This window comes from Marinobacter vinifirmus (assembly GCF_002258215.1).
GTDB classification, from domain to species: domain Bacteria; phylum Pseudomonadota; class Gammaproteobacteria; order Pseudomonadales; family Oleiphilaceae; genus Marinobacter; species Marinobacter vinifirmus.
Genome location: NZ_NEFY01000013.1, coordinates 37,397 through 61,444, shown reverse-complemented (window position 1 = coordinate 61,444; position 24,048 = coordinate 37,397). Strand labels below are relative to the sequence as shown.

Below are 24,048 nucleotides of genomic sequence, written 5' to 3'. Positions count from 1 at the left end.
TATGGAATTTGCGAGGGGGATCAGCGGATATCGTCGCGGGAGTCAGGATCGGTACTGAAGGAATAGCCGCAATCAAGACAACGAAGGTTGTCCAGCACACGATCATCAAGGACATCGCCCAGAATCACGCCAGCGGAAGCGCCAGTGGCACCACCCAGCAGCGCACCAATGACGGCACCGCCGATACCACCCACAGTTGCACCGACGGGACCGGCAACAATTCCCAGGGCAGCACCCGCTTGGGCACCGGCCGTGGCAGCCGCATAGCCGCCATAGGTACCGGCAGACGCGCCGACCACGCCAGCGGTTTTCTTGCCGTAGTTGTTCTTGCCAATCCGCCGGGACAGGCAGTTGGGGCATTGTTCAGCCATTGAAATTACCTCTGTGAATTGGGAAGGAAGGCACTGTCAGTGCCCTGGTTCACAGAGGTGATATAGGTTTCAAATTTGATGGAATCATGAAACGGATAAAGACGTAGATCCCGTTGTGTCTTGAAGCCGACTGTTCGCACAAAAGCCAACGATAATTCTGTGTCACCCAGAGCTGACTAACCAAAACGAGGACCGAGCTGTGGCGAAAGGCTCCTCTTCAACAACGGTCTACCGGACGGGCTACTCGGCTAAAAGAGCAAGCTTAGGTCGCAAAGCGAACATTCAGCTTGGAAGATAGCGCCAGCCTAACGGGCCGATTCGTGGAATTGCACTGGAACACTCTGGTCCAGTTGACGGACTTTTTGAACTCGGAGCATCCCTTTCGCACCATCAAGCGGCAGTTAAGTTATGCCAAAGTCCGCGATCGCAGCCTGTCGAAGAACACCAACCTGTTCTACCTGTTCGCGGCGCTCAGCAACATGCGGAGTGACAGGTTCGCCGTTTTTAAGCCATTTTATGCGTCCTTCACCGCAGTAGTTCTTGTACTCTTCCGCCACGTCGGGGCGGCGGCTGCTTCGAATGCTTCTTTGGTCTTCGTGACACGCGCATGGCCCTGTTCTTCATGGAGCATCCATTGGTCGTCGCCGTAGATAATAGGCAGGTCCATGAAGGTCTTAACCCTCCATTAACCACCTCCTAGATAGTCTGTATCCCGTCGTTTACCGCAGATTTGACCGCGCCCGAATGGACTTTACCTATGTATCGCTTGCCCTGCTCGAAAGTAGTGCTGACTGCTTTATGCTGCCTGGTTATTGCAGGCTGCAGTTCGTTGTCCACGAGAACGGACTATCTCGCTCAGGCCGATTCCGAGCGTCAGAACGTCGTCTCCAAGTTTGAGATGGAGGTTGGTCTCGAAACAGCCTACCTGAATGAGCTGGTCAACAGCCATGACCTGGACGCGCTTATTGTCGAAGCGCGCGCGGCCAATCCTGATTTCCAGCAAACACGGCTTTCACTCCAAATTCTCCGTGCTCAATACCGAGCGACTCAGGCGGATCAACTCCCCGACGTCGAGGCTGGATTCGTCGCGAATAACACTGACGGTCTAGATACTGCCTACACCGGCACCGTCAGCATCAGCTGGGAGCTGGATTTGTGGTCGAAGATTTCTGATGAGGCGTCGGCTGCCGCCAGTGACGTTGCTGAACAGCTGGCTCTCTACCAAGCTGCGCGGGATACGCTCGCAGCCGAGGTCATGCAGGGCTGGTTGAAACTGGTGAATCTGAATCGCTCCGTTGCCATCGAAAAGCAACGCGCGGAGCTATTGGAAAAAAACGAACAGTGGATTCTTCAGCGTTACCGCTCGGGACTGGGTGACCTTGAAGATCTGGACAGCGCCCAAAGCTCTGCGGCCAGTGCCAGGGCGACATTGATTGCAGTTCAGGAATCCCTGCAGCAACAGCAAAGGGCGTTGAACCTGTTGCTCGGGCGAAGCCAGGCTAGCACGGTCATTTCCGCCGACTATCCGCAGGTTCTTTTACCCCTGTCCGACCTTGCAGAGCAAACATTGCAGCGTCGCCCGGACCTTAAAGCGGCCTATATGGCTATCAGGGCAAATGATTTTCGAACGTCCGTTGCCTACAAGGACATGCTGCCATCCATCAACCTGGAAACAGCGCTTAGCGAAACAGGCACATCGCCCAGTGACGCCCTATTGCGCAACCCGGTGTGGTCATTGCTCGGTCAGCTACCGCGTTGTGCCCTGGATCGACGAATTGATGGCAACGCATCCAGGTTTGAATCTCAGAGTTCAGATTACTGACACCAACGTGGACTTTTACCGGGATTCGGTCGACATGGCGCTTCGCTACGGCGCGCCCAGTGACACCAACCTGTATGGCTTCAAAATTTGCGATGTGCCGCGCCTGCTTTGCGCATCTCCTGATTACCTTTCGCGTCATGGTCGCCCCATTCATCCTGATGACCTTGAGAACCACAACGGACTGTTCTATCAGTTGCAGGACATCCCATTTGACCTCTGGACGTTCAAACGGGGAGACGAGGAATATCGAGTCAAAATGACGGGCGATCGCGCCTCAAACGATGGCGATCTGGTTCGCCGGTGGTGCGTCGCTGGTCGCGGTCTTGCGATAAAATCGTGTCTTGATATGTCGGATGATCTGCTTGCAGGCCGTGTCACCACAATCATGCCGGACTATGCGCCGCCGGTATCCGAGCTGTGGCTGATTTGTCCTACCCGACAGTCAATAACGCCGGCAATGAGGTTGTTGAGGGATGACCTGCGTGCAAAAGTAGGCGAACTGATGAATGCAATGATTGCCGGAGGCTTTTTTCCTCCGGATCGCTTGTCCGGAGGAAAAAAAGACGCCTGAAAAACAGCGGGTGCGTTATTGATGATAAGAAATTCTCATTAACGTGCAGTACACCACTGGCAGCACCACTAACGTCAATACCGTTGCAACACCCAAACCGAACACGATAACCAGCGCCATGCTCGCGAAGAAGGCATCGCTGAACAGAGGAATCATTCCCAACATGGTGGTTACGGCCGCCATAAGCACAGGTCGTACCCGGCTTACCGCGGCCTCAACCACCGCAGTGAATGCATCATCCTGCTGTTCTAACTGAATATTGATCTCCTCAACCAGCACAATGGCATTCTTCAGTACCATACCGATCAGACTCAGAGTCCCGAGCAGCGCCATGAATGTAAAAGGCGCGCCGAGCAATACCAGTCCACCAATGATTCCAATCATCATGAGAGGAACAATCATCCAGATAGACAGAGCCTGTCGGAAGCTACCGAACAACAGCATCGAAATAATGAACATCCCCAGCAGTCCAAGAGGCAGCGAGGAGAAAAGCGAAGTCTGAGCTTCGGATGAGGTCTCGTACTCTCCACCCCACTCAATCGAATAGCCGTGGGGAAGCTCCAGCGCGTCGACCTGCGGGCGGATCCTCTCCAGCACACTCGCCGCCGTCTCCCCCGACAAAGGCATGGGTTCGGCATAAACCGCCAACATCCGCTCCCTGTTTCTGCGTTTTATCAACGGATCCCGCAGTTCCGTATTGATGGCATTGATGACGTTGCCCGCGCTGACATAGCGGCCCTGCTCTTCACTCCAGACATTGATCGAGGTAAGGTTTTCGATGTCAAAACGCTGCTCCTCTCTTGACCGCATAATGATCGGAATGAGGTCGCTCCCCTCACGGTACACTCCAACCTGCTGCCCCTGATTATTCAGCAACAACGCCTGGTGCAGTGATTCGCGAGATACGCCAAGGCGCCGGGCCTGTTCTTCGAGGAACTCCGGTACGATCACGGCTTCCCGATTACCCCAGGACAAGCGCACGCTGTCGGCCAGAGGTTCATTTTCAAAAATTGCCTGCACGCGCACACCGATTTTCCGGAGTTCTTCGGGATCTTCTCCAAAGATACGAGCTTCAAGACTGGCTTTGGCTGAGGGCCCCACCTGCAAAGCCTGCACTTTGTAATGCACGTTCGGGAAGTCTGTACGCAGTTGCTCAATGACTTCCTCCATACGGGCCTCTCTCGACGCCTTATCCCGGGTCTCTACGATCAATTGGCCAAAACTGGCGTATCGCTGCTCCGGTGAATACGTCAACGTAAAACGCTGGGCTCCGCCACCGGTGACACTGGTCACCTGAACGACCTGGTCCATGTCATTCACGCGCGATTCCAGCCGCTTTACGGTCTCTTCGGTTTGCAAGATGTCGGCGCCCTCGGGCAACCAAAGGTCAACAAAGAAGAGTGGCGTTGTGGCATTCGGGAAGAAAGCATTCTTAACCTGTCCCGAGAACGATAGAACCCCAGCCAGAAGCGCGATCGCAAGTGTTAATGTCACGAAGCGATAATGAATCGCGTAGGTCAGCAGGCGGCGGAAGACGACGAAAACAATTCCCTTATAGGGGTCGTTATCGGATGACTGCCCGACACTCTCGAGCTTGTCGGGATAGAACATATCAAAGAAAAACGGGGTCAGAGTGAGTGCCGTCAGCCAGCTCAGGAAAAGCGAGTAGCACAGAACCCAGAACAGGGAGCCAATGAATTCTCCGGTGGTGTCTGGTGAAAGGCCGATAGGAGCAAAGGCCGTAATGGCAATCACGGTAGCGCCGAGCAGCGGGTACCGGTTCTGCGAGACCACTTCTTTGGCTGCCTGCCTTTTGGACTTGCCCTTGGAAAGGCCAATCATCATGCCCTCGGTGACGACGATGGCATTATCGACCAGCATCCCCAGCGCAATGATCAGCGCACCCAATGAAATCTTCTGGAGCTGAATACCGTGTATTGCCATAAGCACGAATGTACCCATGATGGTAATCAGCAGGATCAGCCCCATGAGCAGGCCACTTCGCAGCCCCATGAACAGCAAAAGCACGATGATGACAATGCCCACCGCCTGGGCCAGATTCATGAGGAAAGCGGATACTGCCTCCTCGACTACTTCGGGCTGGTTATACACTGTGGTCAGTGTCATGCCGATGGGTTGCTGTGTTTCAAGGCGTTCAAGAGCCTCGTTGAGACGCTCACCTACATCAACAACGTTGGTGCCCTCTGCAAACGACACCCCGATGGTCAATGCAGGCAATCCGTCAGAGTGGTAGAGCAAGGCGGGTGAGTCATTGGTCACCCTGCGAACTTCGGCCAGATCGCTGAGCCGGATAATACCCGAATCAGCGCTTCCGACTGCCAGCTGCTCAAGTGCCTGAACCGAATCAAGCTGACCGGTTGGCTGGACTGATAACGACAGTCCCTCACTGCGCAGGTGGCCCGCGTTGCCCACCGTATTCTGCGCATTCAGAAGGTTTGCCAGATAGTCTGGCGAGATGCCAAGAGCACGCATACGGTCACGGTCCAGGGACACGATCATCTGCTCGTCGACACGGCCACCGATACTGACTTTTGCGACGCCCTCCAGTAATCGCAGTTCTCGCTGAATGAGATCCGCATGGTCACCAAGATCTGTCAGCGAGTAGCCGTCGCCACGCAACGTGAGCAGCAGGCCGAAGACATCGCCAAAGTCATCGTTCACGATGGACGTGTTCACCCCTGGTGGCAGACCAGGCTGAGCATCATTAATTTTTCGCCGAAGGATATCCCAATACTGGTCTAACTCCCCTTCTCTGACCGTCTTCTTGAGCTGGACAGTAATCTGCGACAAGCCGTCCGAGTTCACCGAAGTAATGTCATCGATGCCCGGCATCTGCTGGATCGCTTTTTCCAGAGGCAGCGTAACCTCCTCCTCGACTTCAAGAGGCGTTGCTCCGGGATATTGGGTGGTCACCAAAGCGGAACGTAACGTGAACTCCGGGAATTCAAGCTGGCCAAGCCCCAGAAACGCGAAAATGCCCCCAACCCCAAGCAACAGCGTGACCATCCAGCTGATGGACTTCCGATCAAGAAAATAATCGACCATCTCAGAGCCCGCCCTCTTTTTCCCACGGACGGACCGAACGATCCCTCTTCATCCGGTGAGCGCCGGCAACCACGATTCTGTCGCCCGGGCTGAGTTCTCCCCGAACAAGCACGCCATCGTTCATTTTCTTACCCGGCTCGACATCCACCGGCTCGACGCTGCCCGTGTTATCGCCATTCTCACCATCCGCAGCAGCCACGTATCGCCAAACCACGCTAGTGCCGGGTTCTGCGTCAGGTGTTACAAGCGCCGCGGTTGGTATCCGCCACGATGGGGCGCTCTCTCCAGCCAATGTGCCGTAATCAAGCAGAACGGTCGCGCTCATCCCCGAAAGCACTGTGATGTCCTCGGGTTCAGGGAGCGTTACGGTAACCTCATAACTGAGCGACCCCTGAGAGGCATTGCTGTCATGCTCTTTGTAGCTCGCGGCGTAGCGTTTATCGGGAAGCTCGGGAAACTGTACCCAGGCGATAGTGTCGCCATTGGCGCGAACGTTCCTGGATCTCTGTGGCTGAAGGCGGCGGACCTGTTGTTCAGGCATCTGGAACGAGACGTCGATAGAGCCGGGCCGTTGCAGTTCGGCAATGGCCTGCTGCGCTGATACAACCTGAAAGATATCCACCGGCACCCGCGAAATGACGCCACCAAATGGCGCTTTGAGAACGGTATAGGAAAGTTGGTCCTCCGCGCTGGCCAGTTGCGCTCTGGCAGAGAGGTACTCGGCCTCGGCCTCATCGAAACGGGCCTGACTGATGGCCTGGCGCTCCAACGATATTCGCATTCGCTCGAAGGTGGCCTGTGCCAGATTGAAGTTTGACCGGGCGTTTTCCAGGCGGGTTCTTGCATCCCGATCGTCCAGGCGGGCAACGACCTCCCCTTTTTCCACAGTATCGCCTGCTTTAACGGCCAGCTCTGTCAGCTCTCCTCCCACTCTGAAAGAGAGTTCTGAATGGTCAGACGCCGAGACTCTGCCCGGATACTGATTGAGCGTGCCTGACTGCGCCTGCTCCAGCGTCATGAGCTTTACCGGGTAGACAGTTTGCTGTGTCAGAGGGGGCGCCTCCGCCGAACATCCCATCACCAGGAGGCTCGAAAGCATTGCAAGCGCTTGTAGGCCTCTCAAGGGCATGGCGGTACTGACCATCTTGAATTTCATAACGCGTCACTCTCCAGAAAAAATTAGGTATTCCGACGATCGGCAACCGCATCCCAAGCCATATTAAACGCTAATTCGATATGCTCATCGGTACCTTCGAACGACCCTTGCAGGCATCGTTGAACGAGGTGGTAAACCGGGCGGAACATAAACGTTTCGAGAAGTGGAAAAGGTACCGGTTTGATCAGCCCGGATTGCTTTCCCTGATCAACTGCATTCAAAAGATTTGCGGCTCGGCTTTCGTTTCGTGCCTGGATCTCGGGAGTCATCCAAGCAGAATGCGTGAACGTCTCGTGGTAGCGGAATAGTTCCGGACGCTCAAGGCCGATCCGGAACAGTGTGTGCCACTGGCGTCGCAGTCCTTCACGCAGATCTTTCCCGCGAGAAAAACTGTCCAGCGCCGCATCAATGACCTGATCGCTGACGTAATAAAATGTCGCCAATAAAAGCTGTTCTTTATCTTCGTAATAGATGTACAGCGTGGCTGGTGACAAACCCGCAGCCTTGGCTATCTTGCCAACCGAGGTTGCTGAAAAACCGTGATCTGCTACTTCCCTCACGGTAGCTTCCAGGAAGGCTATTCGTTTCGAGTCGTCTCTTTGCCGCATTTGTCTGCTCAACGCTTCAAATTCTTCGGAGTAACGCTTTCCGCTCATTGCCAACACCTGTAGATTTGCGTTTAGTGTAACGCTATCAGGCGTCTACTGTATCGGGGGCTTGCCAATTCCTGGACAGAATGGCCATTGGGGGCTCCATCAGGCATCTGTCTCCAAACCTGGACTGTAGTTTTCATGTCGTCACGAAGTCTCTTGAGCTCCTTTAACTCCTGATCCAGTCTGCAAAGGCGGTCTGTGAATAGCTCCTTCAGGTCGCTGCCAGCCAAGCCACCCTCCGTCCCATGACTTAGAATGACTTTGACTTCACGCAGGTTGAATCCCAGCTTGTTTGCCACGCGAACAAACCGTAAGCGCCACAGGTCTTCCGAATTATACAAGTTGTAGCCATTTCGGGGATCTTTTCGTGGCCGAAGTAACCCTTCACGGTTATAGAAACGAACGGTGTCCGGAGAGACATCCGCCAAGTTTGCAATTTCATTGACTTTCATCGTGCCCACATCGCTCGCATGAAACAGATCCCGATATATCAGAGGAGAAAACGCCAGCATGACCACTCTGAAACTCTCTCAATTTGTTATTGCATAAATGAAGTCGACCTTTATCCGCCCGTCGCCACCTTTACGTTATTGATCGGTTGGCTTTTCGACCAAGCGACTAACCCAAGGCCTCCAAGGATCATCGGCAAGGTCAACAACTGCCCCATGGTCACCCAGTCAAGGGCAATGAACCCCAGTTGCGGGTCGGGGAGGCGAACAAACTCGACCGCAAAACGGAAAATTCCGTAGAGCAACAGGAACAGGCCGGACGTTGCGCCCATCCGACGAGGGTGGCGTGAGAACCACCACAGCACCACAAACAGCACAACACCTTCCAGGGCAAACTCGTACAATGACGACGGGTGACGTGGCGCCGACCCCATATTCGGGAACACCATGGCCCAGGGCACGTCGCTGACCCGCCCCGGGAGCTCGTGGTTGATAAAGTTGCCAAGGCGCCCCGCCCCCAGGCCAATTGGCACCAGTGGCGCTATAAAATCCGTGAGTTGGAAAAAACGCAGGTTCTGCTTGCGGGCGAAGACCAAGGCTGCAATCAGGACGCCGGTCAAGCCGCCGTGAAAACTCATGCCCCCTTCCCAGACCTTGAACAGCCAAAGCGGATTGTCTGCCAGCTTGTCAAAACCGTAGAAGAGCGCATAACCGACGCGGCCACCGAGAATGACGCCCATCGCGCAGTAGAAAATCAATGTTTCAACAGCGTCTGCGTTCAACCCGAGTCGATGAGCCCGACGACGCCCCAGCCACCAGGCCGCGAGAAAACCGACAAGGTACATCAGGCCGTACCAATGGATTTTCAGTGGGCCCAGTGCAATGGCTACCGGGTCGATTTGAGGATACTGAAGCATAAGCTTCCCTGATTTCGTGTGTGAACGTGCGTTAGGGTTTCAATCAGTAACACGTTCCGCTCCATTGGCTGTCTCCTCCAATCGTTGCCTGGCAACAGCGATACCTTTACGAATGACCTCTGCGGAGGCGGAATCCTCGAAGCCAGCCAACGCTCGGCGCCAGTAACCGATCGCCTGTTCATAGCGGCCATCGTCGAAAGCCTCAACCCCCAGCATGCCCAACACTGTCGGCTGACGCGGATCCTTATCGAGTGTTTCATCTACCAGCGCCTGAACTTCATAGGTCAGGCTGCCTCCGGCCACATAGAATTTCAACTGAGCCAGTTGGGCCAGAAGATCGGCTCGGCGGCCTTCCAGTTCGATCAATCGCTCCAGGGCGCGAATCGACCGATCTGGCTGACCGACCTTCTGGTACAGCGGAAACAACAAAGCCCAGACCTTGGGATTATCCGGCTGACTCTCGGCCTGCTCTTCGAGCCGGACAATCAGGTTCTCCGGTGAGGCACCGGGAGAGTTAAGAACCTCCTGCACCACGGCATACAGAGCCAGATCGCCATTGGCGCCCACCCATCGATAGCCGGTTACGGTGGCGGCAATCAATGCCGTTATCACCAGAGGGATTACAAAACGTCCTGCCAGCGGGTTCCTGAGAGGCACGCGACGACGGGCCTCGGTGTCCTCCAGAAGATTGCGTTCAAGCTCGTGACGGCTTTCTTCAAAGCGTGCGACGTCAACCTCGCCGCGCTCGCAGGCGCTTTCCAGTGCCGCAAGCCGACGCTCATACACGGCCAGATTCTGCTCCTCCGCGCGGTCATCCGTTTCAAACCCTTGCTGCCAGTCATGGATCGCCCTTGCTCGCCGTAACGGTAGACTCAGGAACCACAGGGCTATAAGCAACAGTGTGCCGATACTTAACCAGAGCATAGTCATTCCGACCTCTCACGATGACGATGAATCAAAGAGGACAGGCGGGCACGCTCCTCCTCGGATAGCGGCCGAACTCGCCGGTGTCTGCGTGCCTGGACAAACGCAATCACAACCAGGCCACCACCCACTACCAACGCCGCCGGCAACGCCCACAGCAGCCACGTGCGCCCGTCAAGGCGCGGATTGTAAAGAACGAACTCGCCAAAACGATTAGCCATGAAATCGAGGATCTCCTTATCCGCACGCCCCTCATGAAGCATCAGCGCTACCCGCTCCCGCATGTCCGCCGCCACCGGCGAATTGGAACTGTCGATGGCTTGCGCATCACATTTAGGGCACCGCAAAGACGCCGTAAGGTCGCGATAACGCTCCGCCATCACCGGATCCTCGAAATGACGCGCATCGATTGCCGTGTCCGCCATCGACTGGAACGAAGCCAGCAAAAGCACGATGACCACACAGCAACGGCTCTTCAGGGTTAGTGCCATTTTTCTACCTCCGCCATGACTTCATCCACCTGGGCGGGCGTGATATACCCAACGTGCTTGTATCGAACGATACCGTTTGCGTCGACCAAGAAGGTTTCGGGCACGCCATACACGCCAAGCTCGAAACCCAGGTCACCGGCAGGATCGAAGATGTTGACCTCGAAAGGTTTTCCGAACTCTTCGAGAAACTGTCGCCCCAGGTCACGGGCGTCTTTATAGTTGATGCCCACCATCTGAACGCCGCGCTCAGAGAGCGCCAGCAACTGGGGCATCTCCTCCTTGCAAGTCGGGCACCAGGAGGCCCAGACATTGACCAGAGACATCCGGCCACGAAGCAGGGATTCATCCACCTCGGCGCCGGGTTCCTCCAGCGTTGAGAGCGTGAACGACGGAAACTCCTGACCCCACAAGGCCGACTCGCGAGCACTGGGATCCAGCGAAAGCCCCCGGTATAAAAAGAAGGCCAGGCCAACGAATACCAGAAAAGGAAGCAGCAGCAACAGCCGGCGTATCATGCGCGGACCTCGCGCGTCGGCCCCGTCGATTCCCCGTTAGCGGCGACTGCACGGCGACGACGGTAGCGGCGGTCTGCCACGGCGAGGACGCCCCCGAAAGCCATCAACAGCGCACCCAGCCATAGCCAGCGTATGAAGGGCTTGACCTGTATGCGCATTGCCCAGCTACCGTCGTCCAGCTCCTCACCCATGGCCACATAAAGGTCCCGAAGCAGGCCAGGATGCAGCGCGACATCGGTCATCGGCTGCCCTCGGGCAATGTACAGGCGCTTCTCCGGGTACAGGGTGGTGACAATCCGGCCTTCACGGGCAACCTCGATGGTCGCCGTATCGGCGAGGAAGTTGGGCCCCCGACGCTCGCCCAGTTCGGTCAGCGTAAAATCGTACCCGCCCAGATTCACCTGCTCACCGATATCAAGCCGCACATTACGCTCCATGGCGTAGTTCGACACCATCACCACGCCCACGATGGTGACGGCCAGGCCCACGTGGCCGACCACCATGCCCCAGTATGAAGGGGTCAACTTACGCAATCCGGACAGCGCAGAGGACGCATTGCGGACTTTATCAAACAGGTCGCGCACCAACGCCAGTACTACCCACAGGGCCGCCACCATCCCCAGCGCCACGGCGACATTCCACTGGCCGTTGTAAAGAAACGGTATCGATATCGCAATCGCCAGTGCGGCCAAGCCCGCCCCCAGTAGTCGCCGGAACAGCTCCCGACCGGGCATCTGCTTCCAGCGTGAGACCGGCCCCAGCCCCATAAAGGCACACAGCATGACGGTCAGTGGCACGAACAGGCTATTAAAGTAAGGCGCGCCGATACTGACCTTGCCCAGCCCGAGTGCATCCAGGATCAAGGGGTACAGGGTGCCCATCAGGACCGTGATCGTCATGATGACCAGCAAAATATTGTTGATCAGCAACAGAGCATCCCGGGAAAGCCAGCTAAAGCCCGCATTGGCGCTCATTCGCGGCGCCCGTAGCGCAAAGATCAAAAGCGAGACGCCGACCGTTATTCCCAGCAACGCCAGAATGAAGAGCCCCCGAGATGGATCATTGGCAAAGGCATGAACCGAGGTCAGTACCCCTGAGCGCACCAGGAAGGTGCCCAGTAACGAGAGTGAGAACGTGAAAATCGCCAGCAGTGCCGTCCAGCTCTTGAACGTGCCGCGTTTTTCCGTGACCGCCAGTGAATGTATCAGCGCTGTCCCGCTCAGCCAGGGCAGGAGCGATGCATTTTCCACCGGATCCCAGAACCACCAGCCGCCCCAACCCAGCTCATAGTAGGCCCACCAGCTACCCAGAGCGATGCCGAGGGTCAGAAAGGCCCAGGCAATGTTGGTCCACGGCCGAACCCAGCGCGTCCAGGCCGCATCGAGACGCCCTTCGATCAGCGCAGCGATGGCAAAAGCAAAGACCACTGAAAAACCCACATAGCCCATGTAAAGCATCGGCGGATGGATGATCAGGCCAACATCCTGCAACAACGGATTCAGATCGGCACCGTCGGCTGGCATGCCCGGCAACAGGCGATCAAAGGGACTGGACGTAACGACGATGAAAAGCAGGAACCCTGCGCTGACGACACCCAGAACTCCCAGAACCCGTGCCAGCATATCCCGTGGCAACTGGCGGGAAAACAGACTGACGGCAAAGCCCCAGCCACTGAGAATCAGACTCCATAACAGCACCGAGCCTTCATGAGAGCCCCAGACGGCGGTGAACTTGTAGTACCAGGGCAGCATCGAGTTGGAATTACGGGCCACATAATCCACGCTGAAATCATCCAGAAGAAAACTGGCGGTCAGGCTGGCATAAGAAACCAGTAGAAAAACAAATTGCCCCCATGCCATGGGCTCTGCAAATGCCATCCACAACGGGCGCCGGGTGGCGGCTCCCAGCAAGGGCACGGTCGCCTGAAGCAGCGACAGGCAAAGTGCAATCAATAACGCGAAGAGACCAACTTCAGGGATTGTCAGGGTAAGCATTTCGGGGCCGTGTTCGGTTGCGGGTTCGGCGATGACCGAACCTATCGGTGAAGGTTTCTCAGGTATTGCTTCGTCAGCCAGCCACAAGGCCAGCTGACGAATTCTCTATTACTTCCGACCAGGTTGGCGGGTAACGCGCAGATACGGTGTCTGCTCATCCCATCCGTCGGGGAAGCGCTCTTTGGCCTCTTCGTTGGAGAGCGACGGAACGATGATCACATCCTCGCCATTCTTCCAGTCCACCGGCGTGGCCACTTTGTGGTTGTCGGTCAGTTGGAGCGAATCAATGACGCGCAGGATCTCGTCCAGATTGCGCCCGGTGCTGGGCGGATACGTCAGCATCAGACGGATTTTTTTCGCGGAATCGATAATGAATACCGTTCGAACAGTCACCTTGGGATCGGCTTTTGGATGGATCATTCCGTACTGGTCGGCAACCACCTGATCCTTGTCTGCCAACAGGGGAAAATTGAGCCCCTTGCCCTGGGTTTTCTCGATATCCTTCGCCCAGTCTTTATGGGAGTCGAGCGGGTCGACGGAGACCCCGATCAGCTTCACACCGCGACTGGCGAACTCGTCCTTACGCTTGGCGAAGGCGCCGAGCTCTGTGGTACAGACAGGGGTGTAGTCGGCGGGGTGTGAAAACAGCACGGCCCAGTCGTCTCCCAGCCACTCATGAAACTGAATGTTTCCCTCGGTGGATGCGACGGTGAAATCGGGAGCGGTTTCTCCAAGTTGCAATGTCATCGTTTCATTCTCCTTTGCTTTGGCTGTCGTTCTCGGTTCGTCAGTACAGACGATATCTTTAAAGTCAACTTTAAGGTCAAGGCGTTTGTCAGATGTTTTTTAGCCTGATCCATCGAGCTCGACGTTCGTGCCCGATTTTTCGGGTATGAAACTGACATAGAGGAAAAGCACGGTGCCCAGCACAATGGCGATATCGGCAAGGTTAAAGGCTGGCCAGTGCCAGGATTGCCAATAGACATCAAAGGAATCCACAACATAGCCACGAAATATCCGGTCAATCAGGTTGCCCACGGCACCGCCAAGAATAAGGCTGTACGCGATGGCTTCTCCCCTGCGGCGGCACTGAAGAATCAGCCCGATCAGTACAATCGAGACAACTACCGCGACTGTGATAAGAAAGTATCGCTGCCAACCTCCGCCATCGGCAAACAGGCTGAATGCGGCGCCGGTGTTCCAGACATGAACCCAGTTAAAGAACGGGGTCACCGGAATCGATTCGCCATACGCCATTGACTGCTGGACCAGCCATTTTACAACCTGATCAGACGCCGCAATCAGGCCCGAAATCGCCAGCAGGCTATACAGCAAGAGTTTTTTGGTAACGATGGACATTGTTTAACCCTTAAGCGCCAGGATGCGCCTGGCACCGTTGAGTACGATAATCCCCGCGATGCTGCCGATGATCAGGTCCGGATAATTGGAGCCAGTCCATGCGACCAGGGCGCCAGCGGTAATGACCCCCAGATTGATGACCACATCGTTGGCTGAGAATATCCAGCTCGCCTTCATGTGGGCACCGCCCTCCCGATGTTTGGATATCAGCAGCAGACAGGTGGTGTTAGCGATCAATGCGATGAACGCAATCCCCATCATTGCCAGCGACTCCGGCTCACTGCCGAAGACAAAGCGCCTCACCACCTCTGCAAGTACGCCTACAGCCAGTATCAGTTGGAGTACGCCCGCGAGATGCGCCGCACGCACCTGCATTTTCACGCTGTGCCCAACCGCATACAGGGCGAGCCCATACACGGCCGCGTCGGCAAAATTGTCCAGGGATTCTGCAATCAAACCGGTGGAGTGCGCGATCAGGCCGACCGTCATTTCCACCACAAACAGGACAGCATTGATACCGAGCAACCAACGCAGGGTGCCCGACTCCTGCTCGGCCGAGATAGCCGTACCCCCGAGCGCCTTGATTGATTCAGGGTCGGCAGCGGCCGTTTCCTGAAGCGAAGCTCCCAGCCCGAGGGTCGCCAGCTTCGCGGTGATAGGCTCAGCCTCGCCATCGTGCACAACCTTCAACCGCCGATCAGACAGGTCGAAGGACAGCCCGCGAATGTCTTCAAAACCATTCAGGGCCAGTCGAATCATCCGTTCCTCCGAAGGACAATCCATCTTCGGTACGGTATACACACTGATCCAGTTGCCGGACGCTTCAGAGGCCTCCGACCCGGCGTTACCCTCGGCGGGTGTTGCGTCGCAGCCACAGGCGCCTTCACAGGATTTACTCATGATACGGCTCCACTTGAGTATTGTCGGATTATGATTTAAAACCATATAGCCACTATAAGGTCAATAGAGCAGATACCATTTGTTGAGGAGACACCCGATGCGCATTGGTCAGTTGGCGCGGTCCGTAGGGGTTGACACCCAGACCATCCGTTTCTATGAGCGAGAGGGCTTGTTACCACCGCCGGATCGTCAGGACAACGGCTACCGTATTTACACTGAACGGCATGTTGAGCGACTGGCCTTCATCCGGCGCTGCAGAATACTTGAGCTGTCACTCGCTGAAATTCACGAGTTACAGCGTTATCAGGGCGCGCCCCATCAGCCTTGCAGGGCCATCAACACCTTGCTTGATGATCACATCGCTCAGGTACGGTCTCAGATAACCGATCTGCAGGTACTGGAGAAACAACTTGTGTCGCTGCGAGCAAGTTGTAACGATGATCGGGAAATTGAGGCCTGTGGGGTTCTCGAAGGGCTCAGCGAAGGAAGCATGCAGTAGTAGCTTGAAGCATTACGCACCTGCCTTTTCAATTGCGTAAATCCAGTCAGTCCGGAACCCCTTCAATGGTGCGGGTCATCAAATCCACCATGGCCGGGCTGTCCCATTCCGCGGCACCGACCAGGCGGCCAATTTCGCGACCGTCATGATCAAGCAGCAGCGTTGTAGGAACACCTTCTATGCCCAGTGTTGAGGTCGCCAGTGTGGACGGATCAATATACTGGCGAAGATGCTGAATGCTTGTTTCCCGGTAGAATTTTTCAACAACGCTGATGCCTACGTGGTCAACGGACAGCGCGACCACTTCAAATTGCTCGCCGCCCAGTTGAGCCTGGAGTGAGTCAAGCGTCGGCATTTCCTCACGGCAGGGTGCGCACCAGGTCGCCCAGATATTGAGCAAAATCGCCTTACCCTTAAAGTCAGCCAGTGTCAGCGGCCTGCCGTCTTCGTCTTCAAAAGCCAGCTCGGGCAGAGTGCGAGGGGACTCCCAGATCAGGAAACCCTGGGGCCCCACCGACTTCGGAACCTTCCCTGCAGCCATAACTTGAGCGGCTATGGAAATAGCAAGCGCGAAAAGGACTACGGCGATTCCCCGGGCGGCAGATATGCGCTGGTGACTCATTGGACATTACTCCTGATTACAGTGGTCGGTTTGTTGCCGGCATGGTGCCCCACGCGTTACTCACTCTGTAACAGCTCTTCAATTCGCCCGTGCAGTCGGCCCCAGAACCCATCATCGGCTGCCGCGTTGGGGCCTTTGGCAATGGCCGTCAGGTAGGTCACCAGGTGTTCAGGCTTGAATTTCAATCCATGGAACCGGGCCCGCATCTGCCCTTCCGGGTCAATCACGTGGGTTACCACACCATGGACCTGTACACCCTCACCCGTATCCCTGAACTGAACGCCGTAGGCTTTAGCAAGTTCTGGTGTCAGTTCAGGTGGTTCCATCCTGGCTCGGTAGAGGAATTGCCAGTTGCGGGGATTCAGATCGAAATTCTCGCCGTAGGCACGCATGTTTCTCCGGGTGCCTGCAACATCTTCCCGGTCCGTGGCAATGGTGATGAACACCACCTCTTCACTCAGCCCTTCTTCTTCAACCCCGGTTTGCAACTGCCGGATCAGGTTCATATGCAAAGGGCAGGCCTCGGTACAGCGCGTGTAGAGAAAGTTAAGCACAACGGTTTTGCCGTTTAAGTCGGCAAGGGCAAGGGTATTGCCATCAACGCCTGTAAGATCAAATTCAGGGGCCGGCTGATCCACAAACTGGGCATACCGCTCTTTCTCGTTCAACGAGGCCTCCACATCTTCCATGGAATGGGCCATGGCATTGGTGCTGACCTGGGCAACCATGGCAATCAGCAATTCTGAATACACTGTTCACAGTCATTCTCCATTTGAGTTGTTTTCCGAAGGGAGTCCCGGTTTATTGTGGCTTGATATCGTCCAGATTCAGCGCAACGGGCAGGTCAGCTGGTGCCAGGCAAACGCCCTCGTCACTGCAGGCCTGTACCCGTACCGTCATGTCTAGCTTGCCTGCCTCTTTCAGCGCGGCGGTCTGTTTTTCGTCTGGCAGCAGCCGGATACTCGCACCGTCGTCGTACACCTCCAGGGCGGTGTCACCCAGTGTGATGTCACTGACCCTGCCGCGGGGGTACTGGGTCGGGATGTCAAGCGACTGACCGTTGACCGAAGAACTGGCGACGGTGGGAATCAGGAACTCCATGGAGGCCGGGTTGGCGTTCACGTGCCAGCCCGATTCAATGTCCAGTGTCAGAATAATTTCACCGGTCTCCCCTATCAGGGCTTTGCCGCCTTCCGCAAGATTGAGGCGGACCTTATCGGAAGAATCTGCCAACCCCGTGCGGGCAACTGGTGCCTGGGGGTCGGAATTGGCTCGTTCGGTCTGGGCCGAGCCAGGAGCGTTTCCGGAATTGGTACCGATCAACGTGAACGCCGCGATCGCGATCAGAAAAACCGCTACGCCGGTCAGCAATACTTTGGTTCGGGTTGTCATGGTTCATCTCCAGTAGCTAGCGTTGTGAGTTCTCGGTGCGGTTGATCGCCTCGACCAGGCTGTCGGTATCAAATAGCCCAGTGAAACGGGCGACAACGGTGCCGTCAGCGTCAAAAATCGCCGCAAAAGGTAAAGCCTGCCCTCCCGTTGCGGTTAACAATGCGTCTTTTTCGGGATCGCTTGCTGTCACATCAACCTGAATCGGCACCATGCCGGCCCGCGCTACGGCTTCAGCCACAGCGGGCTCTTTATACACGGTGCGCTCCAGGACCTTGCAGTTGATGCACCAATCGGCAGTGAACTCCAGCAAATACGGTGTGTCCCGGGCTTTTGTGTCCGCCAGGAGTTCTGCGGAGTAGGGCTGCCAGACAAGTTCGTCTTCGCCGCTGCCCAACGGAGATGCGAATACCACTGTCACCGCAAGGGCAAGGCCTGTCGCCGTTGCAGTGATCACGCGAACGGCACCGCTCCCCTGAACGAAACGACGGAGACCCCAGACCAGCACCAGCGCCAGCCAGGCCCACCACAGCCAGGGGTATACCGCTTTGGGCACCAGGCTCGCGCTGAAAAAGACGGCGGCGGCCAGCAATATCAGCGCGAGCACTTCACGAATGGCCAGGGTCCAGGGGCCCGCCTTGGGCAACCGGCTCAGCCACTCGGGCCTGAGCATCAGTACCGCGTAGGGCAACGACAGCCCCAGCCCGATACTGCCGAATATCCCCATGATGACCGGTGTCGGCTGGGTAACGGCAAAGGCCAGAACGCCACCGAGGAATGGTCCTGCGCAGGGCGCGGCCAGAATCGCACTCAACAGCCCGGATACATAGGCTTCAAAGTAACGCCGGCCATGCGCCGAGGCGGCGAATGTCGGGACGGGGATGGGCAGATCGAGCCAGGTAATCACCGCAAACCCGACCATTAACGCAACCAGGACGGCCACGAATAGCGTTGACTGGAACAACGTGCCCCAGTTCCACTGCAGCAGTGCGGTCAGGCCGCCCAGCGTCAGGAAAAAGGTGAGTGTTCCGGCCGTGAATGCCAACGCGGCCAGCACCCGATGGGACCTCTGGCCGCCCGCCTCCCGCAGGATGGTCCGGACCTTGATGGGAATCGCGGGCAGAACACAGGGCGTCAGGTTGAGCAGTAGACCTGCCATAACCGCCATCATGATCTGGCCGGCAATGAGTAATGAGGGCAGCTGATCCATTACTCAGTGACTCCCAGCATCCTGCCGAGCGCTTCCTGGCTGGGCACACCAGTCTGGCCCCGCCATTGTCCGCTCGTGTCCTTGAACAGCAGCCCTGGCGTCCCGCTGAAACCCGCCTCGGCCATCCACTGACCGTGTTGTTCGAGGGCCTGTTGAAGGTCGGCCGGGATCGGAGTGAGTTCAGAAATGCCGCGGCCGTCACCGCTTTTTCCGAAGTTTTCCTCAAACACCTGGAGCGCCGCGGCTCGATCCTCTGCGTTCATGATTGCTGCAGAAAGCCCCAGGCTGGACGGTTTGAGAAACCCGACCATGACCCAGTGCAACCTGACTTTCCCCTCCGCAACCCAATCCCTGGTTTGCTGCCAGAATTTGTGGCAAAAAATGCAGTTGGGATCCGCGAAGATATAGACCTCAGGGGCATCTTTACCGCCCTCGCTCACCAGATGGGGGTCCCGGGAGAGCTGCTCGGCAACCGACGCATACGTCGGCTTCGGTATATAACGAGCGGAATATTCGCTGGTCAGATCGTTGCCATCACTCTCCAGAAGTGCGCCGGAAAAAGTGAGGTCACCGAGACCATAGAGGATTCCGGTTTTCCCGTCGCCGGTCTTTACAACATAGCCGGTCACGCCCTCGGCTGGCGTGGAGAAGCGTTCAGTCACCGTAAAACCGATTCTCTCCTGCAGTGCCTTGATTCCCGGGTCCATTGGTGGTGACGCCGAGGCCAAGGCAGCGAATAAACTCAAAAAAAGTGCCATCGAAAGCTTATGGCAGAGCACGGTCATGCCGCGCACCGGGTATTCCAGATAGAATGACATCACAGATACGTTCCCGTTTTCATGTATTCATCAGTCGATAAAATCACCAGCAAAGCTGCCTACGTGATGGTCTACCGCGCAAGGCCAAACGACAGGCACTCGAAGCGAAAGCCTCTGGTAATCAAAGGTTCAGGAGACTGTTGATTACTTGGGAGGAAAGGGGTCTGGGCCAGAAAGTACACGGCCGGAATGAGAAGAATAGCCTTTCGGGCAGGGGGAAGATAACAGCACTACCGAGTCTCTAATTGCAGATTTCCCGACATGGGACGTTGAACACGGGCTACTGCAGCTGCCCTCGGCATTGAGCCCGGCGCAGTCATGCATCACCTGGGTGTCTGGCAACATGACACAAGCCTCGGCCATGGGTTCCGCTTCAAAAGAGGTCGCGGCAACTCCCTGTGCAACGGGGAGAAGAGCCACGAGCAGTAGTACTGCCAGTCCCATAAGCCGTGTGGTCATCGCACTGATATCCTGATTACAGAACAGCTAAAACATCTTCCGCGTGGGAAGATAGTCGCCCACTTTAACCTACATTGGCGGAAGTGCAAACAGACACGCTCCATCACCGTATCCGCCAATTCGGCTACCAGAGTAAGATGTTGGCGGCGCACATAAGTTCCTCAGAAGCTTGGGTGTGGGGACTATCCGGGGATAAAACATCCGCTCTCCCTCGAGCCCTCAGTCGAGTGAAAATCATGTTCTTTCACGTTGATCGTTCCCCCCCACTGCCCCCTCATGCAATGATGCAATCAATGGGCAGGTAATATTGTACGGATGGGCATGGCACTGCTCAACCATCTCGCCCAGTAACTTCTCGATTCTCCCCAGTTGGTCGATTTTCTCACGCACGTCCCGCAACTTGTGCTCGGCCAGAGCGCTGGCCTCCTGGCAGTGAGCGCCATCTTCAAGTTGTAGCAGGTCACTGATTTCGACAAGACTGAAGCCCAGCTGCTGAGCCGTTTTCACGAACATTAACCGCTCGATATCAGCTGGACCATAGCGCCTAATACCACCTGGAGGACGTTCCGGCTCCGGTACTAGACGTCGCCGCTGGTAATAGCGGATTGTCTCGACATGGACGTTGGCAGCCTTAGCCAGGCCACCGATGGTCAATGAATTCGCTTTATCCGGCATACCCCTTGACTCCGTAGCTGACTACGGAAGTAATCTTATCTCATCGAATGAAACCATGAAAGGTGTCAGCGTTATGCCGAATTCCAAATCGGGGCGTGTCCCCTTGGCTGCGGGAGGTATTGCGGGCCTTTTGGCTTCGGCCTGCTGTCTCGGACCGCTGGTACTTGTCGCGCTGGGTGTCTCCGGTGCCTGGATGGGCAACCTCACGGCTCTTGAACCTTACCGCCCGATTTTCATCGGCGTTGCATTGGTGGCCATGTTCTTCGCCTGGCGTCGAATCTTCCGGCCAGTGGAACAGTGTCAACCCGGTGAAGTGTGTGCCGTACCACGGGTGCGAACGACTTATAAGGTGATCTTTTGGGCAGTAACGGCACTGATACTGGTCGCCCTGTTGTTTCCCTATGCCCTTCCTCTGTTTTATTGAAAGGAGATTGTCCCATGAAAATGCGCTTTGCCATGACGTTGCTTTTCGCCCTGCTCAGCATGCCCTCGTGGGCCGCCATGCAGACAGTGACGCTTTCAGTTCCGGGGATGACCTGTTCCGCATGCCCCATTACCATCAAGCTGGCCTTGAACAAGGTGGACGGTGTTTCACAAGTCGACGTGAGCTATCCGGATCGAGAAGCCGTGATTACCTTTGACGACACACGAACATCGGTGGAAGCCTTAACCCAGGCAACGGGCGATGTCGGCTATCCCTCCACCCTGAAATCCCTGGAAACGGACAGTAAGTGAGTTGTGATAAAGGACTCCAAGCGCCCTCTGTTACACGCGACTCGGCGCCTGCCGTGACAATGCCCCAGTAATTCAAGGAACTCGGAATGAATAGTGACAAAAACCTGCATATCGCTGTGATTGGTAGCGGCGGCGCAGCCATGGCGGCTGCCCTGAAGGCCGCGGAGCGTGGCGCCCGCATCACCCTGATCGAGCGCGGCATTATTGGTGGTACCTGCGTGAATACCGGCTGCGTGCCGTCGAAAATCATGAGTCGTGCCGCGCATATCGCGCATCTGCGCACGGAGAGCCCATTTGACGGGGGCGTCAGCGCCCAGATACCGAAGGTGGACCGGGCGAACCTGCTTCAGCAACAGCAGACGCGTGTCGAGGAACTGCGCGACGCCAAGTACGAAGGGATTCTGCGCGACCAGACGGCAATCACGGTCCTGAACGGTGAAGCCCGGTTTGTCGATGCCAATAACCTGGTGGTCCAGTTGAACGAGGGCGGCGAGCAGAACGTCCATTTCGATCGCGCCTTTATTGGCACTGGCGCCCGTCCCGCAGAGCCGTCGATACCGGGGCTGGCTGAGACGCCTTATCTCACCTCCACCAGTGCGCTGGCATTAATTACTGTGCCTGAACGGCTGATCGTTATCGGCGCCGGTTTTGTTGCCCTGGAATTGGCCCAGGCGTTCGCCCGGCTGGATAGCAAGGTCACCGTGTTGGCCCGCAGCCACCTGCTATCCGGTGAAGATCCCGCCGTCGGTGAGGCCATAGAGGCGGCGTTCAGGCGCGAGGGCATCGAGGTGCTCAAGCAGACCCAGGCCAGCCGTGTGGACTATACCGACAATGAATTCGTTATCGAGACCAATGCCGGTACCTTACGAACTGATCAACTGCTGGTGGCGACCGGCCGGATACCCAATACCGAAAACCTGAACCTGGCGGGCATCGGTGTGGAAACCTCCCGTGGCGCGATTCAGGTAGATGGGCAACTGCAAACCACGGTCCCCGGTGTCTATGCCGCCGGTGACTGCACCGATCAGCCGCAGTTTGTCTACGTCGCCGCTGCCGGGGGCAGCCGGGCTGCGGTCAACATGACGGGAGGCGAGGCCACCCTGGATCTCAGCGCCATGCCGGGGGTGATGTTTACCGATCCTCAGGTCGCCACAGTTGGCCTGACAGAGGCCGAAGCGCTCAAGCAGGGCTACAATGTGGACACCCGTCTGCTGGATCTGGAAAACGTGCCGCGAGCGCTGGTGAATTTCAACACCCATGGCTTTATTAAGATGGTGGCCGAGCGCGATTCGGGACGCTTGCTGGGGGTGCAGGCGGTAGCCGGGGAAGCCGGTGAACTGATCCAGACGGCAGTCATTGCACTTCGGTCACGGATGACCGTGCAGGACATCGGCGATGAACTGTTTCCTTATCTGACCATGGTGGAAGGCCTCAAGCTCTGCGCGCAAACCTTCACCAAAGACGTGAAACAGCTGTCCTGCTGTGCGGGATGAGTATTTGCCAAGGCGCCTTCAACCCAACCTCTATCATGCAAGTTCGGACGCTTTCTGGTGCCTTAGGCGAGCCATGAGCAGCTTGGCAACAATCGGTAACAGGGTAATGCCACTGACCAGAATCAGAAGCACCGTCACCACCCCGGACTCAGAGGCCATGAGCAAGCCACCAAACGCAGTGATCAGATAGGCTGTCGGAATAACACCGGCCAGCGTTGCGACCACGAAGCGCCAGAACGCGAGTGGTGTCAGGCCCGCTGCATAGCTGACCCCATCGAAGGAGATAAAAGGCACCAACCTTGATGTAAAAATGACAAGCATCAATGCGCCCTGAGAGCGTTCCTTGCCAAGCCAATTCAATACCGGACGTAGTCGCTTCCAGCGATGGATAACGTCGTACCCCAAGGATCGAGCAATGGCGAAAGCGATCAGTGCGCCGGCTTCAGCACCGATAACCACGATGACTGTTCCCCATAGCGATCCATAGACTGCACCGGCAACCATGGCGATCGGGGCGCTGGGGATCGGGCTCAGGACAATGGCCGTGATCATCAGGCCAATGATACCCACCGGCCCCCAATACCCCAGTTGGTCAATCCATTCCGACAAGGCCGCCTTGTTGGTCACGGTGGTCAATGCTCCGGTCTCCAGCATGACCCAATAGATCGCAGCCAGTGCAGCCAGCAAGAGCATAACCCCGACTATTTTTGCTTTTGCGTTCGGTCTAACTCCCATACTTGCCATGGGTACCCGATGAAATTCATGCTTCAGGGTGGTAGTCATAATCTCCTCTGGCGTTCTTACTCGCGCGTCCAGAATCGTCCCTGTTTTTCGAAAACAGGTACTTGCCGAGGGCTGCGACGCCAAGTACCAGGGCGACGATGAGCAAAAGGGATATCAACCCCATTCCCGCCATTCCAAACATGCATGCCTCATTTGTCATCATGTCAATCTCCTGAT

27 protein-coding genes and 1 pseudogene are annotated in these 24,048 nt (G+C 56.4%); 7 read left to right on the top strand and 21 right to left on the bottom strand.

All coding sequences use genetic code 11. The features are described from left to right. Nucleotides 1–20 precede the first annotated feature (20 nt). A complete protein-coding gene (locus B9Q17_RS14150) occupies nt 21–371 on the bottom strand; it encodes a hypothetical protein (RefSeq protein WP_094625691.1) in 351 nt (116 codons plus the stop codon). A gap of 371 nt (nt 372–742) precedes the next feature. Here B9Q17_RS14150 and B9Q17_RS18595 point away from each other — a divergent pair. From B9Q17_RS18595 to B9Q17_RS14140, 3 genes and pseudogenes are all read left to right on the top strand, one after another. Further along, nucleotides 743–853, top strand: a pseudogene (locus B9Q17_RS18595) (IS5/IS1182 family transposase); the annotation flags it as partial. A gap of 275 nt (nt 854–1,128) precedes the next feature. Then, entirely contained in the window at nt 1,129–2,193 is a 1,065-nt protein-coding gene (locus B9Q17_RS14145; protein WP_014420759.1) for a TolC family protein, read from the top strand. Then, nucleotides 2,150–2,764 carry a substrate binding domain-containing protein gene (locus tag B9Q17_RS14140; RefSeq protein WP_227716182.1) on the top strand — a complete coding sequence of 205 codons (615 nt, stop codon included), beginning with the start codon at nt 2,150–2,152 and terminating at the stop codon, nt 2,762–2,764. Before B9Q17_RS14145 ends, B9Q17_RS14140 begins: the two co-directional genes overlap by 44 nt. Nucleotides 2,765–2,779: 15 nt before the next feature. Here B9Q17_RS14140 and B9Q17_RS14135 read toward each other — a convergent pair whose 3' ends face one another. The 12 genes from B9Q17_RS14135 to B9Q17_RS14080 form a co-directional block, all read right to left on the bottom strand. After that, nucleotides 2,780–5,830 (bottom strand): efflux RND transporter permease subunit, encoded by a 3,051-nt coding sequence (locus B9Q17_RS14135; protein ID WP_094625690.1) that lies wholly within the window; start codon nt 5,828–5,830, stop codon nt 2,780–2,782. A gap of 1 nt (nt 5,831) precedes the next feature. Then, the gene (locus B9Q17_RS14130; RefSeq protein ID WP_094625689.1) at nt 5,832–6,986 is read right to left on the bottom strand and encodes an efflux RND transporter periplasmic adaptor subunit; all 1,155 of its coding nucleotides are present in this window, start codon (nt 6,984–6,986) and stop codon (nt 5,832–5,834) included. Between the two features lie 23 nt (nt 6,987–7,009). After that, a complete protein-coding gene (locus B9Q17_RS14125; RefSeq protein ID WP_244177399.1) occupies nt 7,010–7,642 on the bottom strand; it encodes a TetR/AcrR family transcriptional regulator in 633 nt (210 codons plus the stop codon). A gap of 23 nt (nt 7,643–7,665) precedes the next feature. Further along, on the bottom strand, nt 7,666–8,091 hold the full coding sequence (locus B9Q17_RS14120; protein WP_227549444.1) for a MerR family transcriptional regulator: 426 nt from the start codon (nt 8,089–8,091) through the stop codon (nt 7,666–7,668). 110 nt (nt 8,092–8,201) lie between these two features. After that, nucleotides 8,202–9,005 carry a prolipoprotein diacylglyceryl transferase gene (gene lgt / locus B9Q17_RS14115; protein WP_053115065.1) on the bottom strand — a complete coding sequence of 268 codons (804 nt, stop codon included), beginning with the start codon at nt 9,003–9,005 and terminating at the stop codon, nt 8,202–8,204. 39 nt (nt 9,006–9,044) lie between these two features. Beyond that, complete coding sequence (gene ccmI, locus B9Q17_RS14110; protein ID WP_225316802.1) at nt 9,045–9,929, bottom strand: c-type cytochrome biogenesis protein CcmI; 885 nt, start codon at nt 9,927–9,929, stop codon at nt 9,045–9,047. A gap of 2 nt (nt 9,930–9,931) precedes the next feature. Next, nucleotides 9,932–10,420 (bottom strand): cytochrome c-type biogenesis protein, encoded by a 489-nt coding sequence (locus B9Q17_RS14105; protein WP_094625687.1) that lies wholly within the window; start codon nt 10,418–10,420, stop codon nt 9,932–9,934. Continuing rightward, entirely contained in the window at nt 10,411–10,935 is a 525-nt protein-coding gene (locus B9Q17_RS14100) for a DsbE family thiol:disulfide interchange protein (RefSeq protein ID WP_091700878.1), read from the bottom strand. Before B9Q17_RS14100 ends, B9Q17_RS14105 begins: the two co-directional genes overlap by 10 nt. Beyond that, nucleotides 10,932–12,929, bottom strand: a complete 1,998-nt coding sequence (locus tag B9Q17_RS14095; RefSeq protein WP_091700881.1) for a heme lyase CcmF/NrfE family subunit — start codon at nt 12,927–12,929, stop codon at nt 10,932–10,934. Before B9Q17_RS14095 ends, B9Q17_RS14100 begins: the two co-directional genes overlap by 4 nt. A 108-nt stretch (nt 12,930–13,037) precedes the next feature. After that, a complete protein-coding gene (locus B9Q17_RS14090) occupies nt 13,038–13,676 on the bottom strand; it encodes a peroxiredoxin (RefSeq protein ID WP_058089838.1) in 639 nt (212 codons plus the stop codon). Nucleotides 13,677–13,775: 99 nt separating this feature from the next. Then, nucleotides 13,776–14,288 carry a signal peptidase II gene (gene lspA, locus B9Q17_RS14085; protein ID WP_094625686.1) on the bottom strand — a complete coding sequence of 171 codons (513 nt, stop codon included), beginning with the start codon at nt 14,286–14,288 and terminating at the stop codon, nt 13,776–13,778. Between the two features lie 3 nt (nt 14,289–14,291). Next, nucleotides 14,292–15,188 carry a cation efflux transmembrane domain-containing protein gene (locus tag B9Q17_RS14080; protein WP_091700890.1) on the bottom strand — a complete coding sequence of 299 codons (897 nt, stop codon included), beginning with the start codon at nt 15,186–15,188 and terminating at the stop codon, nt 14,292–14,294. Between the two features lie 97 nt (nt 15,189–15,285). Between B9Q17_RS14080 and cadR the strand changes: the two genes are divergently transcribed. Then, nucleotides 15,286–15,687 carry a Cd(II)/Pb(II)-responsive transcriptional regulator gene (cadR, locus tag B9Q17_RS14075; protein WP_008173755.1) on the top strand — a complete coding sequence of 134 codons (402 nt, stop codon included), beginning with the start codon at nt 15,286–15,288 and terminating at the stop codon, nt 15,685–15,687. Between the two features lie 46 nt (nt 15,688–15,733). Here cadR and B9Q17_RS14070 read toward each other — a convergent pair whose 3' ends face one another. From B9Q17_RS14070 to merR, 6 genes are all read right to left on the bottom strand, one after another. Continuing rightward, a complete protein-coding gene (locus tag B9Q17_RS14070) occupies nt 15,734–16,309 on the bottom strand; it encodes a TlpA family protein disulfide reductase (protein WP_011784892.1) in 576 nt (191 codons plus the stop codon). 56 nt (nt 16,310–16,365) lie between these two features. Next, nucleotides 16,366–17,061 carry an SCO family protein gene (locus tag B9Q17_RS14065; RefSeq protein WP_011784891.1) on the bottom strand — a complete coding sequence of 232 codons (696 nt, stop codon included), beginning with the start codon at nt 17,059–17,061 and terminating at the stop codon, nt 16,366–16,368. 49 nt (nt 17,062–17,110) lie between these two features. Beyond that, nucleotides 17,111–17,701 (bottom strand): protein-disulfide reductase DsbD domain-containing protein, encoded by a 591-nt coding sequence (locus B9Q17_RS14060; protein ID WP_094625685.1) that lies wholly within the window; start codon nt 17,699–17,701, stop codon nt 17,111–17,113. Between the two features lie 16 nt (nt 17,702–17,717). Next, entirely contained in the window at nt 17,718–18,908 is a 1,191-nt protein-coding gene (locus B9Q17_RS14055) for a protein-disulfide reductase DsbD family protein (RefSeq protein WP_091704924.1), read from the bottom strand. Further along, entirely contained in the window at nt 18,908–19,726 is an 819-nt protein-coding gene (gene dsbG, locus B9Q17_RS14050) for a thiol:disulfide interchange protein DsbG (protein WP_011784888.1), read from the bottom strand. The genes B9Q17_RS14055 and dsbG overlap by 1 nt, the downstream gene beginning before the upstream one ends. Nucleotides 19,727–20,419: 693 nt before the next feature. Then, complete coding sequence (merR, locus tag B9Q17_RS14045; RefSeq protein ID WP_094625684.1) at nt 20,420–20,860, bottom strand: mercury resistance transcriptional regulator MerR; 441 nt, start codon at nt 20,858–20,860, stop codon at nt 20,420–20,422. Between the two features lie 73 nt (nt 20,861–20,933). Here merR and merT point away from each other — a divergent pair, with 73 nt between their 5' ends. The 3 genes from merT (at nt 20,934) to merA (ending at nt 23,088) form a co-directional block, all read left to right on the top strand. Next, on the top strand, nt 20,934–21,284 hold the full coding sequence (gene merT, locus B9Q17_RS14040) for a mercuric ion transporter MerT (protein ID WP_011784885.1): 351 nt from the start codon (nt 20,934–20,936) through the stop codon (nt 21,282–21,284). 14 nt (nt 21,285–21,298) lie between these two features. Next, nucleotides 21,299–21,595, top strand: coding sequence for a mercury resistance system periplasmic binding protein MerP (merP, locus tag B9Q17_RS14035; RefSeq protein WP_011784884.1), 297 nt, complete (start codon nt 21,299–21,301; stop codon nt 21,593–21,595). Between the two features lie 86 nt (nt 21,596–21,681). Beyond that, nucleotides 21,682–23,088 carry a mercury(II) reductase gene (gene merA / locus B9Q17_RS14030; RefSeq protein ID WP_094625683.1) on the top strand — a complete coding sequence of 469 codons (1,407 nt, stop codon included), beginning with the start codon at nt 21,682–21,684 and terminating at the stop codon, nt 23,086–23,088. Nucleotides 23,089–23,121: 33 nt separating this feature from the next. Here the strand turns inward: merA and B9Q17_RS14025 are convergent, their stop codons facing one another. Then, complete coding sequence (locus tag B9Q17_RS14025; protein WP_091704929.1) at nt 23,122–23,871, bottom strand: TVP38/TMEM64 family protein; 750 nt, start codon at nt 23,869–23,871, stop codon at nt 23,122–23,124. Then, complete coding sequence (locus B9Q17_RS14020) at nt 23,849–24,034, bottom strand: SHOCT domain-containing protein (RefSeq protein ID WP_041334534.1); 186 nt, start codon at nt 24,032–24,034, stop codon at nt 23,849–23,851. Before B9Q17_RS14020 ends, B9Q17_RS14025 begins: the two co-directional genes overlap by 23 nt. Between the last annotated feature and the right edge of the window lie 14 nt (nt 24,035–24,048).